Below are 17,394 nucleotides of genomic sequence, written 5' to 3' on the forward strand. Positions count from 1 at the left end.
TATGATAAGTAAGAGACTAGAAAAAAATGAAAGACCGATATTTCCAAAGAAAGCTGTAATTACAGCTGGAATGCCTTATGGGAATAAAAATCTTCACTTTGGCCATATTGGAGGAATGTTTATTCATGCAGATATTTTTGCAAGGTTTTTAAGGGATAGGATAGGAAAAGAAAATGTTATCTTTGTATCAGGAACAGATTGCTATGGTTCACCTATACTTGAAAGTTATAGGAAGCTTAAAAATGAAGGTTATGATAAAACTATAGAAGAATATGTTAAGAACAATCATTTATCACAAAAGAAAACTTTAGATGATTACAAAATAAGTTTAGATATTTTTGGTGCTTCAGCTTTTGGTAGAACAGGAGAAGTGCATAGTGAAGTTTCAAAAGAAATATTCATTGAATTATATGAAAATGGGTATATAAAAAAGATGTCAGCAATGCAATTTTATGATGAGGATAAGAAGACATTCCTAAATGGAAGGCAAGTAGTCGGAAGGTGTCCAATTGCAGGTTGTAACTCAGATAAGGCTTATGGAGAAGAATGTGCATTAGGACATCAATATATGGCATCAGAATTAATTAATCCTATTAGTACTTTATCAGGTAAGAAACCTGTGCTTAAAAGTATAGAAAACTGGTATTTTACTTTAGATGATTCAATGGATATTATGAAGGAACTTAATGAGTTTTTAAAGAAAAACACTAATAGAAGAAAGTTTGAAATTAAAGCAATAGATGAGTTTCTAAAAAAGCCATTAATGTATGTGGCAAGAAAATATATTGATGACCTAGAAGCTTTAGAAACTATCCTTCCAAAGCATGAGACAATAGATGAAGAGAAAAAATCTTCTGTTACATTTATTTTTGATAAATTAGAAGATAGAGATAAAGCAAAAGAAATATTAGATAATTTAAATATTCACTATACTAGTGGTAAGACATTAGTTCCATTTAGATTATCAGGAAATATTTCTTGGGGAGTAAAGGTACCAGATAAGGAAGATATGAAAAATCTAACATTCTGGGTATGGCCAGAGTCTTTATGGGCACCGATTTCTTTTACAAAGGCATATTTAGAGTCAATAGGAGAAAAAACTGAAGAATGGAAAAGCTTTTGGAAAGATGAAGATTCTATGGTGTATCAATTTATAGGAGAGGATAATATTTATTTTTATTCAATTGCTGAAATGGCAATATTAATTGCTTTAAAGAAACCTAAAGGTGAAGAGTTAAATATTAATAATATTAATCTACCACATATTGTACCTAATAAGCATATTTTATTTATGGATAAAAAAGCAAGTAGTAGTTCAGATATTAAGCCTCCAATGGCAGATGAATTGTTAAGTTATTATAATAGCGATCAATTACGTATGCATTTTATGAGCTTAGGATTATCATCAAAAAGTGTTGGGTTTAAGCCGCAAGTTTACATGAAGGAAGAGGAAAAAGTCGGTGCAGACCCTGTATTAAAGGAAGGAAATCTTTTAACTAATGTATTTAATAGACTAATACGTTCATGCTTTTACACATTACAAAGCTTGAATGAGAATATTCCAAAAGAGAGTGTTAGTGAAAAAATAAAAATAATGACAGAAAAAGCTGTGTTTGAGTATGAAAGGCATATGTATAATCAAGATTTTCATAGGATAGCTTATGTTCTAGATGAGTATATTAGAGAAATAAATAAGCATTGGTCTAATAATATTAAAAAGGAAGGGTTTAAAAAAGAAGTACTTGCAGATTGTTTCTATGCATGTAAGGTTATAGCAATACTTATTCATCCTATAGCACCAGAAGGATGTGAGATGTTTAGGGATTATCTAAATATTGATGAGGAATTATGGAATTGGGATAAAATATTGGATCCTATAACTTCATATTTTGAAGATTCAGAGAAACACAATTTTAAAATATTAGAACCAAAGGTGGATTTCTTTAAGAAAATGGAATATCAATATTAAAGAGAGTAGAAATAATATGCTACATGAAAATCATACAGGATTAATAATAGAGATTAAGGATATTATATAATGTATTAAAAATATAATAATTTTATTAAAAATTAGTTGAAATATAAGTAAATAAATGTTAGAATTCAAATGTAAATAAAATTTAATAGGCAAATCTATGGAAACGTAGAGACGCAAAGCTATAGGGACTAAGGTTATTAATAATTATGTCAGCCAGTTGCCAAAGAGTACATTATACTTTTTGCTTTTTAAATTAATTAGTATTGGTGCACTTATTTATTGTGCAAAAGTTCTTAATTAATATGAATACTTTAAGCTACTCTTTTTGGAGTAGCTTTTTTTAATGTGCTTCTGAGGGGGATAATAATCAGGAGGGGAACAAATGAATAAAAGAAAAATTGCTGGATTAATTTTAGCATTGGTAATTACTAATTTTTCATCACCATCACTAAAGGTTTTAGCTGATGAAATATCAACAAATATAACATCAACAGTGGAAGTTAAATCTACTAAAGCAACTATAGGTAAATTTGATTTGTTAAATAGCAGTAATATAGGTGCTTATGATAAAGTTTTCAAAATGGATAACTCAAACATTGAATCTATAACTAATAATGGAGGTAACTATTCTGATTCAACTATTGATAAATCCATGGATAATAATTTCAATACACATTGGGAAACAGGAAGACCAAATAATTCTGAGTTCACAAATGAAGTTGTATTTAAATTAAAAGAAGAAACTACTTTAAATAGAATAGTATATGCTGCTAGGCAATCATCAGCTAAAGGAAAAGGTTTTGCTCAAGAACTTGAAATTTATGGATCTCTTACAGATGAAGAAGATGATTTTACTTTAGTGAGTTCCGGTGAATATAAAGGTTCTACTGGGGATATAGTAGAAATTAAGTTTAATCCAACGAAATTTAAAAGAATAAAGTTTAAGTTTAAAAAAGCTAATGAAGATTGGGCTTCGGCATCAGAGTTTATATTCTATAAAGAAGATACAGTAAGAGATAAAATGAAAAACTTATTTACTGATGATACTATGAGCCAAGTTTCAGAAGAATTTAATAGTATTGAAAAAATTAATACTTTAGATAAAGAAGTTAAAAACCACCCACTGTATAGTGATTTTAAAGAAGATATAGAAAATGCAAAATTAATAGTTGAAAATAAAGAAGTTAATTACATTGATGCAAAGGTATCTAAGTTTAAAGATATGAATAATGAATTGCTTCCAGCATATGATGCTATTTATAAAGTACCACTAAGTAATATGAAATCGATAACTACAAATGGTGGACATTATGCAAGCGAAGGTATAGATAAAGCTATGGATGGAGATATAAATACAAAATGGCATTCAGGAAGGCAAAATAGTGGAGATTTTACTAATGAAGTGGTAATAGAGTTAAATGAATTAACAACATTAAATAGAATAGTGTACACTTCTCCACGTGGGACAATCAGAGGTTTTGCAGAAGCATTTGATATATATGCATCTAGAACATCAAAAGGAGATACTTTTGAATTAGTATCTAGTGGAACAGCTAAAGCAACCCAAGACTCTATAGAAATTAGATTTAATCCTACTGAATTTAAAAGAGTTAAATTTGTATTCAAAAAGGGATATGAAAATTGGGCTTGTGCAGCGGAATTTGGACTATATACTCAAGATGAATTAGCAGAGAAAATTGAAAGATTATTTACTGATAGCACAATGAGCATTGTTAGCGAGGAGTTTAACACTGTTGATAAAATAAATGCTTTAGAAGAAGAAATGAAGACTCATCCATTTTATGAAGATTATAAAGCGTCTTTAGAAGATGCCAAAATACTTTTACAAGAAAATAAAATTGAAGCTACAACTGCAAAAGTTTCAAGATTAGAAGCTTATCATAATGGAAAAGATGCTGAATATAGTGATCTTTACAGAATGCCTAATTCTAACATTATTAATGTAAGTGCAAATGGAGGAGTTTATCCAAGTACTAAACTAGAATATATGTTAGATGATAAGCCTGAGACTCATTGGGAAACAAAAACTAATAATACTGAAAACTTTACTAATGAAGTAATATTTACATTAGATAAACCAGAAGTGTTAAATAGAATTGCATTTTTAGCAAGAGATAATAGAAAAGGCTTCCCAGAAGAATTTGAAATATATGCTTCAGAAACAACAAATGGGGATACATTCCAATTAGTAGCTAGCGGAAGTGCTAAAAGTACAAATGACTTCTTACAATTTAAATTTGAACCAACTAAATTTAAAAGAATAAAATTTAAATTTGTAAAGGCTAATATAAATAGACCATTTGTTGCTGAATTTAGATTTTATAAAGAAGATGTAACAGCAGGGAAATTTGAAAGATTATTCACAGATAGTACTATGAGTATGGTTAGTGAAGAGTTTAATACAGTTGATAAGATAAATGCTTTAGAAGAAGAAGCTAAAAATCATCCTTTTTATGAAGACTATAAAGAAGATTTAAATAATGCTAGAGAGTTATTAAACGAGCAAAAAATAGAAGCTACAGCAGCGACTACAAAGCAATTTGAGCATTATACTAATGAAGAATATTCCAACTTATTTAAAATGGATAACAACAATATAAGTAGTATTAGGAATAATGCAAGTCAATATTTATCTCAAGTAATAACAAATGCAATAGATGATAACATAGATACATATTGGGAAACTAATAGGTCAAATACAAGTGATTTTACAAATGAGGTAGAAGTAGAATTTAAAGAAACTGTAGAATTAAATAGAGTAGTATACGGAGCAAGAAAATCTGATAATAAAGGATTTGCTAAAGAATTTGAAATATATGGATCTACAACATCTAAAGGAGATACATATCAGCTTGTCGCAACTGGTAATCATAATAAAGTATCTGGATTGGTTGAAGCAAAGTTTAATCCAACTAAATTTAAAAGAATAAAATTTAAGTTTAAGAATTCAGATCAAAATTGGGCTACATTATCAGAGTTAGCATTTTATAAGCAAGATAAAGTAAGTGATAAAGTTGATAGTTTATTTACAAATGCATTAATGAATGAATTATCAGAAGAATTTAATAGCATTGATAAATTACAAGCTTTAGAAAATGAAGCTAAAGGACATCCTTTAGAAAGTTCATTTGAAGAATCATTTAAGTTAGCACATAAAATACTTAATGGTGAGTTAGAAACTGTTAAAGTTATTACTGCAGAGCAACATGGAGACATGGTAGCACATGCCAATAAGAATTTAAAGTTTGGATTTGGTAATAATAATCAACCTACAGGAATATCGGCAAAACCAGGTGAGAAAATAACAGTTTATGTAGATGCTGATCCAAGTCAACCAATGCCAAAGTTAGCATTTGCTCAACAAGAAGGAAGCTTTGCTAACTGGATGAGAACAGTGGATTTAAAACCAGGTAAAAATGTAATAACAGTTCCTGATATTGCAATTGATAACTGGTATAAACATGATGTAACTAGAGGAGGATCCATATATATTATAAATCCATACACTAGTGAGCAGCAGCCAAAAGTTCCAGTAATTAGATTTGCTTCAGGAGATAAATATCCATTTCTTACAGAAGATACTAGTGAAGATGAATTTAAGAAGTTTTTAATAGAGTATAAGAAAGCAATAGATGAGGATATAGCTAAAAATCCAAATGTATTAGATAGAGAAGTATTAGATGTTTTTGAATTTGTAAGTGATCATTTAGTATGGACAGGCACTGCTACAGGTGCATATGAAGCATATATAGAACAAGGTGCAAATCCACTAGATACAATCCACAGATATAATAATCATATGGAAGAACTTTTTAGGTATTATGGACTAGATGGTAGCAATGAGCAAAATGATCCTAAATATATAAGAGAAAATGTTAGATTAGCACAGCCATTTGGATATATGTATGCATATACCAATCATATAGGTGTACAAAGTGATGTAATGGCAAGTTTATTAATTAGAGAGCCAGGTTGGGGATTAGATCATGAAATAGGACATAGGATGGATGTAAATGCAAGATTATATGGTGAAGTTACAAATAATATGTTACCTATGTATATGTCTGTGTACTACGATAAGGTAGATAATAGAATACCATTTGAAAATAAAACTTATAAGAATGTTATAAGTGAAAATTCTAATAAATACTCAGAAGGTGAACTAGCAGAAAATTTAGCAGTATATTGGCAATTAGAAATGTATAAACCAGGATATTGGGGAGATTTAAATAAATTATATAGAGAAAGAGAAGTTAGTTTAGAAAATGAAAATCCTAATAATGTTAAAATGCAATATTTAGTTAAATTCTCTTCAGAAGTAGTAGGTGAAGATTTAAGCGAATACTTTGCTAGACATGGATTTGAAGTTAATGAAGAAACTAGACAAGAAACTAGCAAATATCCAAAACCAGATAAAAAGATATGGTATTTAAATAATAGCAAGGCTAATTATAAGGGAAATGGATTTACTCAAGATACTAATTTAGAAGTATCACTAAATGGCGTAGATAATGGAATTAAATTAACCTTTAATGTAGATAATAATGTAAAATCAGATTTATTAGGATATGAAGTGTTAAAAGATGGTGAGGTAATAGGATTCACTTCAACAAATGTTTTTGTAGATACTAATTCAGATAAAACTAAGAATTCTAAATATGAAGTAATACCGTATGATATTAATTTAGGAACAGGTGAAACTGTTGAAGTAAATTCATTTGGGCCAAGTGTTAATCTTCAACAAAACAATATAACTTTAAAATTAAGAGAAGAGTTTAATCCTTTAAATTATGTAAAAGTATTAAACTATGAAGGAAATGATATAACTTCTAAGGTTTCTGTAGAACAAAATGTGGATACTAGTAAAAAAGGAAATTATTACGTTAAATATACAGTAACTGATAATGAAATAGAGGTAGAAAAGACTGTGAAAGTTGAAGTGGTAAGTGATTATGATTATTTATCAGATGAAGAGTGGACGTCAGCTGAAACAGTTTGGGGAACTCCAAGACGAAACTCTAATATAAAAGGTAGAGTAAATGGTGATGTAAAAGACTTTGAAAAAGGCTTTGGGATACATGCTAATGGTACAATAACTTATGATTTATCAGGTAAAGACTATGATAATTTTGAAGCTTTACTTGGAGTTGATGCAAGTATAGAAGCACAAAATAACTCAAGTATAAAATTTGAAATAATAGGTGATGATAAAGTTCTAGCTACTACTGAAGTGTTAAAGCATGCAGATAATATGGCATATATAAATGTACCTGTTAAGGGTGTAAAAGAATTGGTGATAAAAGTTACTGATGCAGGAAATGGAAATACTTCAGATCATTCAGTAATAGCTAATCCTAAATTAACTACCAATAATGGTAAACCTAAAATAATTGCTAATGATAAGATTTATAAAATAGGTGAAAATGTAAACTTTGATGAAGGTATTACTGCAAAGGATGCGGAAGATGGAGATTTAACATCAAATATAGAAATAGTATCAAATTCATATGAAGAAGGTAAAATAGGAAGATTTGAAGTTGTTTATAAAGTAAAAGATAGTAATAATAATACTGCAGAAAAGAAATCTTATATTACAGTGTACGAAGACTACACAGTAGTAAAATCAAAATATGGGAAATTTGATAAGTTAAATAAATATAATGAAGAATTTAAAGTGCCTGTTATTTCAGCAACAAATAATGGTGGAAACTATCCAAATAGTCCTTTAGAAAAGGCTATAGATAATAATCGTAACACTCATTGGGAAACTGGAAATAGAAATACTAGTACATTTACAAATGAAGTTGTGTTTGATTTAGGAGAAACTACTGAAATAAATAGAATAGCTTATGCTGCTAGAAATGGTGGGAAAGGATTTGCTAAGACGTTTGAAATTTATGTTTCTACTGAAGCTGAAGGTGATGATTTCATACTAGTAGGAAAAGGTGAATATAACGGAAATATAAATGATGTTGTTGAATTTAAAATAGCAAAAACAAGTGCAAGAAGGGTTAAATTTAAGTTTATTGAAGCGCATGAGGATTGGGCTAGTATTGGAGAAATGTCATTCTATAAAGTAGATGATTTAGCTGATAAGATTGAAAATATATTTACTGATAGCACTAAAACAGAAGTTACTGATAGTTATAATACTTTAGAAAAGGTACAAGCTTTAAGAGAAGAAGTTAAAAATCATCCAGGTGCTAATTTCTTTGAAGAAGATTTAAAGAAAGCTGAAGAGATAATAATTGCTAAATTTCCAACATTAAAGGTTGAAGATTTAACTTATGTAAAATTAAATAGTGATTATGATTTAATGTCAGGTGTTTCTGCAAATGACCAAGAAGATGGTGATATAACTGGTAATGTTACAGTTAATAAAAATGATTTTAATATAAATAAATCTGGGGAATACACTGTGACATATACAATAACAGATGCAGATGGAAATAAAGCAAGCAAAGATAGAAAGTTTGTAGTATATAGTGAAAGTACTTATTTATCAGATTTAGAATGGGAGTCTGCAGTTTCAGGATGGAAGAATGTAAATAAGGATTCAGCTGTTAATACAAGTAACAAAATAAAGCTTAATGTTAATGGTGAAGTTAAAGAATTTGATAAAGGTATAGGAGTTGCAACAAATGCTGAAATAGTTTATAAATTAGATGGAAACTATACTAATTTATCAACATATGTAGGTACTGATAAAAACTATGATGATAATAGAACTACTATAATATTTAAAATATATGCAGATGGAGAGGAAGTTTATACTTCAGATGTAATAAGAAGAGATACTGAAGCAGAGCTTGTAAATCTAGATGTTACTGGAGTTAAAGAACTTAAATTAGTAGCTAATGATGCAGATGGCAATGGTCTTGGAGACTTTGCTTCATGGGGAGATACTAAAGTATACACTACTAATGCAAAACCAGAATTAAAAATACCAGAATCAATATCAACTAAACTTGGTCAAGAAATAGACTTAAATGAAGAATATATTGCAACTGATGCTGAAGATGGAAACTTAACTGATAAGGTTGAAGTAACAGGTAAAGTAAACTTTAATAAAACAGGAAAATATGATTTAGTTTATAAAGTTACTGATAGTGATGGAAATGAAGTAGTTAAAACTAGAACTATAGCAGTAGTTGATATGAATGATTACAACTATTTAACAGATTATGATTGGAAATCTGCAAATTCAGGTTGGAAAACTGTAAATAAGGATAAATCTGTAAGTGATAATAAACTTGCTTTAACAAATAAAGATGGAGAAGTTGTTTATTTTGATAGAGGAATAGGAACTCATGCAACTTCTACAATAATATATGACTTAACAGATAAAGACTATTCATATTTCAGCTCATATGTTGGGGTAGATAGACAAATGTTTGGTTCAGTAGGATCAGTTATATTCCAAGTTTATGTAGATGGAGAGAAGAAATTTGATAGTGGATTAATGAATTCAAGAGATTCTATGAAGTATTTAGAAATTGATATTAATGGAGCTAAGGAATTAAAACTTGTAGTAACTGATGGTGGAAATGGAATAGGATCAGACCATGCTACATGGGGAGATACTAAACTTCATTTTGCAAATGATGTACAAGGTAATTATGAAGAATTGCAATCAGTGGTTGAAGAAGCTAAGAACTATGATAAAAATGAATACACTGAAGAATCATTCAAAGTGCTAGAAGATGCTTTAAATAAAGCAAATGTTATATTAACAGATAAAATAAGTACGCAAGAAGAAATAAACTCTATGGTTTCAGAAATAAAAGAGGCAATATCTAACTTAGAAGAAGCTGTAGATTTAAATGAAGTAGTAAATATATCAGATAAATATCTTAAATCAGCTATAAAAAATGAACTTAATTTATCAGGTGATGATATAACTATAGGTGATATGCATAAATTAAAAAATGCCTCATTTGCTGGTAGTGGCATTGAAAACATAGAAGGATTACAATATGCTAAAAACTTAGAATCAATAGATTTATCATATAATGAAATAAAAGATTTATCACCGCTTAAAAATCTAAAAAAATTAACTAACATAAATGCACATCTTCAAATGATAAGTGCAGGTATGCTTGAAGTAAAAGATAATAAGGTAACTTTAGATTATGAAGTTTTAAATAAAAATGGTGATAGATTAATACCAAAAGCAATAAGTATAAAGAGTAATAGAAGTGATGAAGCTGTTAATTTATCTTTAGAAGAAATAATGGATGAAAATGGAGTTATTTCTTTTGATACATCAAACTTTGATAAGTATATACATAGCATGTATATAGCGTATCAAGATGATGAAAGTAATTACTTAAGTCAAGCATTATTTATGTTTGATGTAAAATAATAATAATATTTAACCCCCCTTAGTTATAGTATACTAGGGGGTTAGCGTTAATTTATCTCTATATAGTAAAGTTAAATTAATTAGAACAGAGGAATAAAAGCATCTTAAAGCAAATATGAAGAAGATAAGTATTGAGTAGAGAATTTATATAGATAGTTAAATTGTTATTAAAAGTGATAATTAGTAATGTAGAATATAAAAGTAAAAGTGAGAACTCCATATAATATAGAGGTGCTCACTTTTATTTTTAAACTAGGAAGTTTTAATATATTTTCTTTACACTTTAATTATAACATAAATAATTATAAAATCACAGACTCGCAATTTGGGTTAAATATGATTAAATAGTAATATAAATTTAATATTCTTTTTTCTCTATCTAAAGTATTTCATAGTATTATGAAATACTTATTATTATATTTTAATTAAATCCCATTAATGTCTTAACTTTTTTACAGTTTTCTTCTGATGTAAGCATTTCTAAAAGCTTAAAAGCAACAGAGAAGGCTGTAGAAGGATTATAGGAAGTAATAATATTTTTATCTATAACAATTGGCTTCTCTCCAATAACATTTGCTCCAAATTGAGATAATTGTTTTTGTCTAAGTCCATTCCCTAAATTATAAGTAGTTGCATTTCTATTATTTAAAACACCACTTTTTGCAACTGGTAAAGCAGCAACACAAATTGCTGCAATTATTTTATCTTTTTTATCAAACTCTCTAATCAAGTCTAGGAATTCTTCGCTATAAGCATCTTTGTAAAATCCGGCATTTTCAAAGCCACCAGGTATAGCTAGTGCATCAAAATCATCAACATTAATTTCATTAATTAACAATTCAGGTGTAACTATAAAATTAAAGGTACATCTTAATTTATCTCTTAATCCAACAGTTACTAAATCTGTTTCTCCATCACCCTCTAATTTGTTCCAGCCTATTACATCTGTAAAAACGCTAGCTTCTACAGATTCAAAACCATCTGCAAGAAGTAATAATACTTTTTTCACATTGACCATCTCCCTTTATTTTCTATGTTTATATTATATGCTTCTTATTATCATAAAGAAAATTGAAATAAATGAAGTAAACAATCGAAATTTATGATAACGTATTATTATAGAATTGGAATAAAGGAATGAGATTTATGGAAATAAGGCATTTACAAACATTTATAACTATAGTTGAACTTGAAGGCTTTACAAAAGCAGCAGATTATTTAGGATATGCTCAATCAACAATAACATCACATATTCAAATATTAGAAAATGAACTTGGTGAAGTATTATTTAATCGACTAGGTAAAAAGATTGTACTAACCAATATTGGTAGGGAATTAGTTCCCTATGCTAGACAAATGTTAGATCTATATAAAGAAATAAAGAATTTAACTTCAGATGAAAAGGGAGTAGCAGGTGATTTAGTAATTGGAGTTTCAGAATCCTTAACTATATATAGGCTAGGTAAGGTTGTAAAGGAATATAATAAGAGCTATCCTAATGTTAATATTATTTTAAAAGATGCAAATTGTAGTGAATTAAGAAGTAGGTTATGTAGTGGAGAGTTAGATCTTTTATTGACTATTTCACCAGAAATTGTAGATAAAGAATTAATAGTTAAGAAATTAAAAGATGAAACTATGGTGATAGTTGGAGCACCTGATGCTGACTTGAGATTTCTAATGGAAAGTTCTGAAGGAGAATTCGCTAGAGAAGGAATTATATTCTTTGAAAAAGGTTGTTTAGTTAGATTAACCTTTGAAAATTATTTGAAAGAGAAAAAAATAAGATTTAGAAACCCTATTGAATTATCAAGTGTGGAAGCTATTAAAAATTGTGTTATGAATGGACTGGGGATCTCTTATTTACCTTACTATGCAGTTAAAGATTAAATAGAAGAAGGTAAGTTTAAGATGATAGAAGTAGAAGGTTTATTTGATAAGTTTAAAACACAACTCTCTTATCATAAGAATAAAAGTATTTCATTAGCAATGAGTAAGTTTATTGAAATTATAATGAAGTATAGTAATGAGTTAGAATAAGATTAGTATTAAAAAATAGTTAATGAATTGAATTTGAAATAAGGGAAGGGAAATGAAACTGTTACTACCTTTATAATTATTTTGGTTGATTTTAGGTTAAATTAACCTTATTTAAAATTTTAATTTTTATATTTTAAAAAATTTTCTTTTTAAAAAACTATAAAATATAAAAAATAAACTAATATAATTAAAATAAATTTAATATTTTTCCCTTTAAAATAGAAAACTAATTTTATTATTAAAATTTCATATGAAAAAGATGTTAAAATGATAAAAAACAACAAAATATGACATTAATATAATTATAGTTTTTATTATTTTAATAGAAATGAGGGAAAAATTATGCCGGAAAACAATAGTAAAAAGATTATGTGGTATAGTCTTGCGTTAATGGCCTTTTCAGGAGTTTGGGGATTCGGTAATGTAATCAACGGATTTTCTGAATATAATGGATTACAAGCAATTGTAGCTTGGTTAATTATTTTTGTAATTTATTTTATACCATATGCATTAATGGTAGGAGAATTAGGATCAGCATTTAAAAGTCATGGTGGTGGTGTTAGTTCTTGGGTTGGAGAAACTATAGGACCTAAGCTTGCATACTATGCTGGTTGGACATATTGGGTTGTACATATGCCATATCTTTCACAAAAGCCTAATAGCTTTATGATTGCATCAAGCTGGGCAATTTTTCAAGATAGTAGAATTAGTAATATGAATACAGTACTATTACAAATAAGTTGTTTAATTGTTTTTATAGTTGCTATGTATATTGCATCTAAGGGTTTAAATCCGTTAAAGAAATTATCATCTTTAGCTGGAACATCTATGTTTATAATGTCTATGCTATTTATTTTATTAATGATGGCAGCTCCAGCAATTACAAATGTACAATTAAATCAAATTGATTGGTCATTAAGTACGTTTATACCAAAGTTTGATATGGCTTTTTTCACAAGTATATCAATATTGGTCTTTGCGGTTGGTGGATGTGAAAAAATATCTCCTTATGTAAATCAAATGAAGGATCCAGCTAAAGGTTTTTCTAAAGGAATGATTGCTTTAGCTGTTATGGTTGCAGTTACAGCTATACTAGGAACAATTTCATTAGGAATGATGTTTGATTCAAATAATATTCCAAAGGATCTTATGACAAATGGAGCATATTATGCATTCCAAAAGCTTGGAGAATACTATAACGTAGGTAATTTATTTGTTATAGCTTATGCAATAACAAATATGATTGGGCAATTTGCTGTACTGATAATTTCTATTGATGCTCCATTACGTATGTTACTTGATAGTGGTGATAGAAGATTTATACCAGAAAAGTTATTTGTAAAAAATAAAAATGGTGCATATATTAATGGATTCAAATTAATTTTTGTTATAGTTTCAATATTGATTATAGTTCCAGCAATAGGAATAGGTAGTGTTGATGACTTAGTTAGATGGCTAATAAAGCTAAATGCAGTATGTATGCCACTAAGATATTTATGGGTATTCGTTGCTTATATAGCTTTAAAGAAGGTTGGAGAGAAATTCCAAAGAGAATATTACTTTGTAAAAAACAAAACTCTTGGAATAATATTTGGAGCTTGGTGCTTTGCCTTTACAGCATTTGCTTGTATAGGTGGAATGTACTCAAAAGATATCTTCCAACTTTTATTAAATATTATAACTCCATTTGTTTTAATTGCTTTAGGATTAATTTTACCTTACATAGCTAAGAGAACAAATACATCTAAATAGCAGAAAAGACAGTCTCAATTTATATGAGACTGTCTTTTTTATATTAAAATTTGATATTAGATAATTTTATTGCATTATAGATTCTATTTAGGAAGTACATTACCCTATATTTTCAGATGATGAATTAAGAAAATCTTGACTCTCGCCTTAGAGGAGAAAGTATTCTTTAAAAGAAATAAAGTCATATTAAAATAAAAAATTTATTTTGTAAGTATGTATTAATAGAAAAGTTGATACATACTTTTTTCTTCTAAAAAACAACTAAATATAAAAAATATTAATAATTTACATTGACATTTAGTGGTATTAAGAATATGATTATAACATATTAACAAATTGATAATAACAAGATAATAATAAGTTTTAAAGTAGTATGTTTGAATGATTTTAAGAATTAGGAGGGTATAAAATGATTTATTTTAATGATGAGAAATTAGAGATTAAAAAATTTCCAAATGGAGAGGTATTGATTAATAGCAATAATTTAATGATAAAAGATATTAATGAAATAAAGATTAACTTTGAAAATGATGAGGATATAACACATTTAATGTTTTTAAAAGGACATTTAGATGAATTAAAAGTAAGATGTAATTTATTAATACCTTATTTACCATATAGCAGAATGGATAGAACAGAGGGAATAAGAGTATTCACCTTAAAGTATCTATGTAAGTTTATAAATAGTTTAGATTTTGAAAGTGTAACTATTTATGAACCACATTCAGATGTCTCTACTGCATTATTAGATAGAGTAAGGGTAGTAAATATGTCTAAGATTTTAACAGAAAAATTGCTAAAGGTGAAGAATAGTAAAGATGATGTATATTTAGTTTATCCAGATGCTGGCGCAGCTAAAAGATATGGTAAGGAAATCAATTATGATAAGATACTAACTGCCAGTAAAGAACGTGATTTCAACACTGGATATATTAAAAAATTAGAGATTAATGGAGAAATAGATAAAAAAAGCTTTAAGGCAATTATAGTAGATGACCTTTGTTCTAAAGGAGGAACTTTTGAGCTTACAGCATCAAAATTAAAAGAAATGGGTGCAAGTGAAATATATTTAGTAGTAACTCATTGTGAAAATACAATCTTTGAAGGTAATTTATTAAATAGTGATTTAATAACGGGAATATATACAACAAATAGTATTTTAAATAGAAGCCATAAAAAAATTAAGATTTATGAAATTTAGGGAGGATTAATTATGAAAAAATTATTAGTAGTTATTGATTATCAAAATGATTTTGTAGATGGAGCTTTGGGATTTGAAAAAGCTAAAACTTTGGAACCTTTAATTTATGAGAAAATTAATAAGTATATTGAAAATGGAGAAAAAGTACTATTCACATATGATACTCATCAAAAAGATTACCTTAATACTAGAGAAGGAAAGAACTTACCTGTAACTCACTGTATTAAAGGCACCAATGGACACAACTTATATGGAAGATTGAATAACTTTATAAATGCAAAAAATACCTTCTATTATGAAAAGGAAGGATTTGGAATATCTCCAAAGGATATGATTAAAATATCAGAGGATATTGGTGATGATATTAATGAAATTGAGATAATTGGAGTAGTTACAAATATATGTGTAATTAGTAATTTAGTATTATTCCAATCCCAATATAGAAATTCAGAAATTATAATAGATGCCAAACTTTGTGCTAGCTTTGATGAGAGCTTGCATGAAAAGACTTTAGACGTAGCAGAAGGTTTACAAGCAAAGGTGATAAATAGGGAGGAATAATTATGTCAAATCCATTACTATTAACAGATTTTTATAAAACAATTCATCATATGTGCTATGCAGAAGGGTTAACTAAGCTAGTAAGCTATTGGACTCCAAGAATGTCAAGAAAAGAAGATATAGATAAAGTTGTTATGTTTGGACTACAACCATTCTTAAAAAAGTATTTAATTAAATATTTTAATGAAAATTTCTTTAATAGAGATAAAGAAGAGGTTATTTCTGAATATAAAAGAGTTATTACTAAAACTATGGGAACTGTAGCAGCAGATACAAAGCACATTGAAGATTTATATGATTTAGGATATTTACCAATACAAATTAAAGCTGTAGAAGAGGGGATAAGAGTAAATATTAAAACTCCAATGATTGAAATTACAAATACTCATAAAGATTTTGCTTGGCTTGTAAATTATCTAGAAACTTTTATGAGTTGTAATATATGGCAACCTATGACATCTGCAAGTATTGGATATAGGTATAGAGAAATAGTAGGAAAATATTTTAACCTTACTGTTGACAATGGTGATGTAAAAAGAGCTTGTGGAGATTTTAGTATGAGAGGCTTTAGTTCATTAGAAAGTGCCGAATTTAGTGGGGCAGCACATCTACTCTCTTTTGTTGGAACAGCCACAATTCCAGCAATAGACTTTTTAGAAAAATATTATAATTCTAATATAGATAATGAAATAGTAGGACTTGGAACACCATCTACTGAGCATAGTGTAATGTGTAGTTATGGACAAGATGAGTATTTAGCATATAAAAGATTAATTACTGAAGTCTTTCCAAATGGAACTTTAAGTATAGTATCTGACACTTATGATTACTGGAATGTTATAACAGATATACTTCCGAGATTAAAAGAAGATATTTTAAATAGAGATGGAAAAATAGTTATTAGAGGAGATAGTGGAGATCCAGTAAAGATAATATGTGGAGATAAAAATGCAACAAATGGTAGTGATGAATATAAAGGAACTGTTGAACTTTTATGGGACATTTTTGGTGGTGAAATTAATACAAAAGGATATAAAGTTTTAAATAATAAAATAGGTACAATTTATGGAGATAGTATAACAGTTGAAAGGTGTGAAGAAATCTGTAAGGGATTAGAGAAAAAGGGGTTTGCAGTTAACAATTGTGTATTTGGGATTGGTTCTTACACATACCAATATAACACAAGAGATACTTTTGGATTTGCGCTAAAAGCTACACATGCAGTAATTAATAATGAAGAAAAATTTATATTTAAAGATCCTAAAACGGACACAGGAAATTTTAAAAAATCACAAAAGGGAATGTGTTATGTTTATAAAGAAGGAAAAAATATTTTATATAAAGATGAATTAACTATAAAAGAGCAAGAAGAATATAAAGATAATTTATTAGAAGTTGTATTTAAGGATGGTAAACTTATGAAAGACTATTCATTATCTGAGATAAGGAATAGATTGCACAAAAACTTTTAATTGG

At 28.0% G+C, this 17,394-nt stretch carries 7 protein-coding genes, 1 pseudogene and 1 riboswitch; of the genes and pseudogenes, 7 read left to right on the forward strand and 1 reads right to left on the reverse strand.

Translation table 11 applies throughout. The features are described from left to right. The first annotated feature begins 1 nt into the window (after window position 1). Both GPX08_RS00375 and GPX08_RS00380 read left to right on the forward strand, forming a co-directional pair. A complete protein-coding gene (locus tag GPX08_RS00375) occupies window positions 2-1,969 on the forward strand; it encodes a class I tRNA ligase family protein (protein WP_156624290.1) in 1,968 nt (655 codons plus the stop codon). A gap of 147 nt (window positions 1,970-2,116) precedes the next feature. Beyond that, a riboswitch (cyclic di-GMP riboswitch) is annotated at window positions 2,117-2,203 on the forward strand. A gap of 157 nt (window positions 2,204-2,360) precedes the next feature. Beyond that, complete coding sequence (locus GPX08_RS00380) at window positions 2,361-10,364, forward strand: DUF5011 domain-containing protein (protein WP_156624292.1); 8,004 nt, start codon at window positions 2,361-2,363, stop codon at window positions 10,362-10,364. A gap of 421 nt (window positions 10,365-10,785) precedes the next feature. Here GPX08_RS00380 and GPX08_RS00385 read toward each other — a convergent pair whose 3' ends face one another. Then, window positions 10,786-11,373: a DJ-1 family protein gene (locus GPX08_RS00385; protein WP_156624294.1), complete on the reverse strand. Its 588-nt coding sequence runs from the start codon at window positions 11,371-11,373 to the stop codon at window positions 10,786-10,788. A 137-nt stretch (window positions 11,374-11,510) separates the two neighbouring features. Between GPX08_RS00385 and GPX08_RS00390 the strand changes: the two are divergent. From GPX08_RS00390 to GPX08_RS00410, 5 genes and pseudogenes are all read left to right on the forward strand, one after another. Further along, a pseudogene (locus GPX08_RS00390) lies at window positions 11,511-12,404 on the forward strand (LysR family transcriptional regulator). A gap of 342 nt (window positions 12,405-12,746) precedes the next feature. Beyond that, entirely contained in the window at window positions 12,747-14,156 is a 1,410-nt protein-coding gene (locus tag GPX08_RS00395; RefSeq protein WP_156624296.1) for an amino acid permease, read from the forward strand. Between the two features lie 409 nt (window positions 14,157-14,565). Further along, window positions 14,566-15,357: a ribose-phosphate pyrophosphokinase gene (locus tag GPX08_RS00400; RefSeq protein WP_156624298.1), complete on the forward strand. Its 792-nt coding sequence runs from the start codon at window positions 14,566-14,568 to the stop codon at window positions 15,355-15,357. Between the two features lie 12 nt (window positions 15,358-15,369). Next, on the forward strand, window positions 15,370-15,918 hold the full coding sequence (locus tag GPX08_RS00405; RefSeq protein ID WP_156624300.1) for an isochorismatase family protein: 549 nt from the start codon (window positions 15,370-15,372) through the stop codon (window positions 15,916-15,918). Between the two features lie 2 nt (window positions 15,919-15,920). Then, window positions 15,921-17,390 carry a nicotinate phosphoribosyltransferase gene (locus GPX08_RS00410; RefSeq protein WP_156624302.1) on the forward strand — a complete coding sequence of 490 codons (1,470 nt, stop codon included), beginning with the start codon at window positions 15,921-15,923 and terminating at the stop codon, window positions 17,388-17,390. Window positions 17,391-17,394 lie beyond the last annotated feature (4 nt).

Origin of the sequence: Clostridium tertium (assembly GCF_902652255.1) — a bacterium.
GTDB lineage: Bacteria > Bacillota > Clostridia > Clostridiales > Clostridiaceae > Clostridium > Clostridium tertium_A.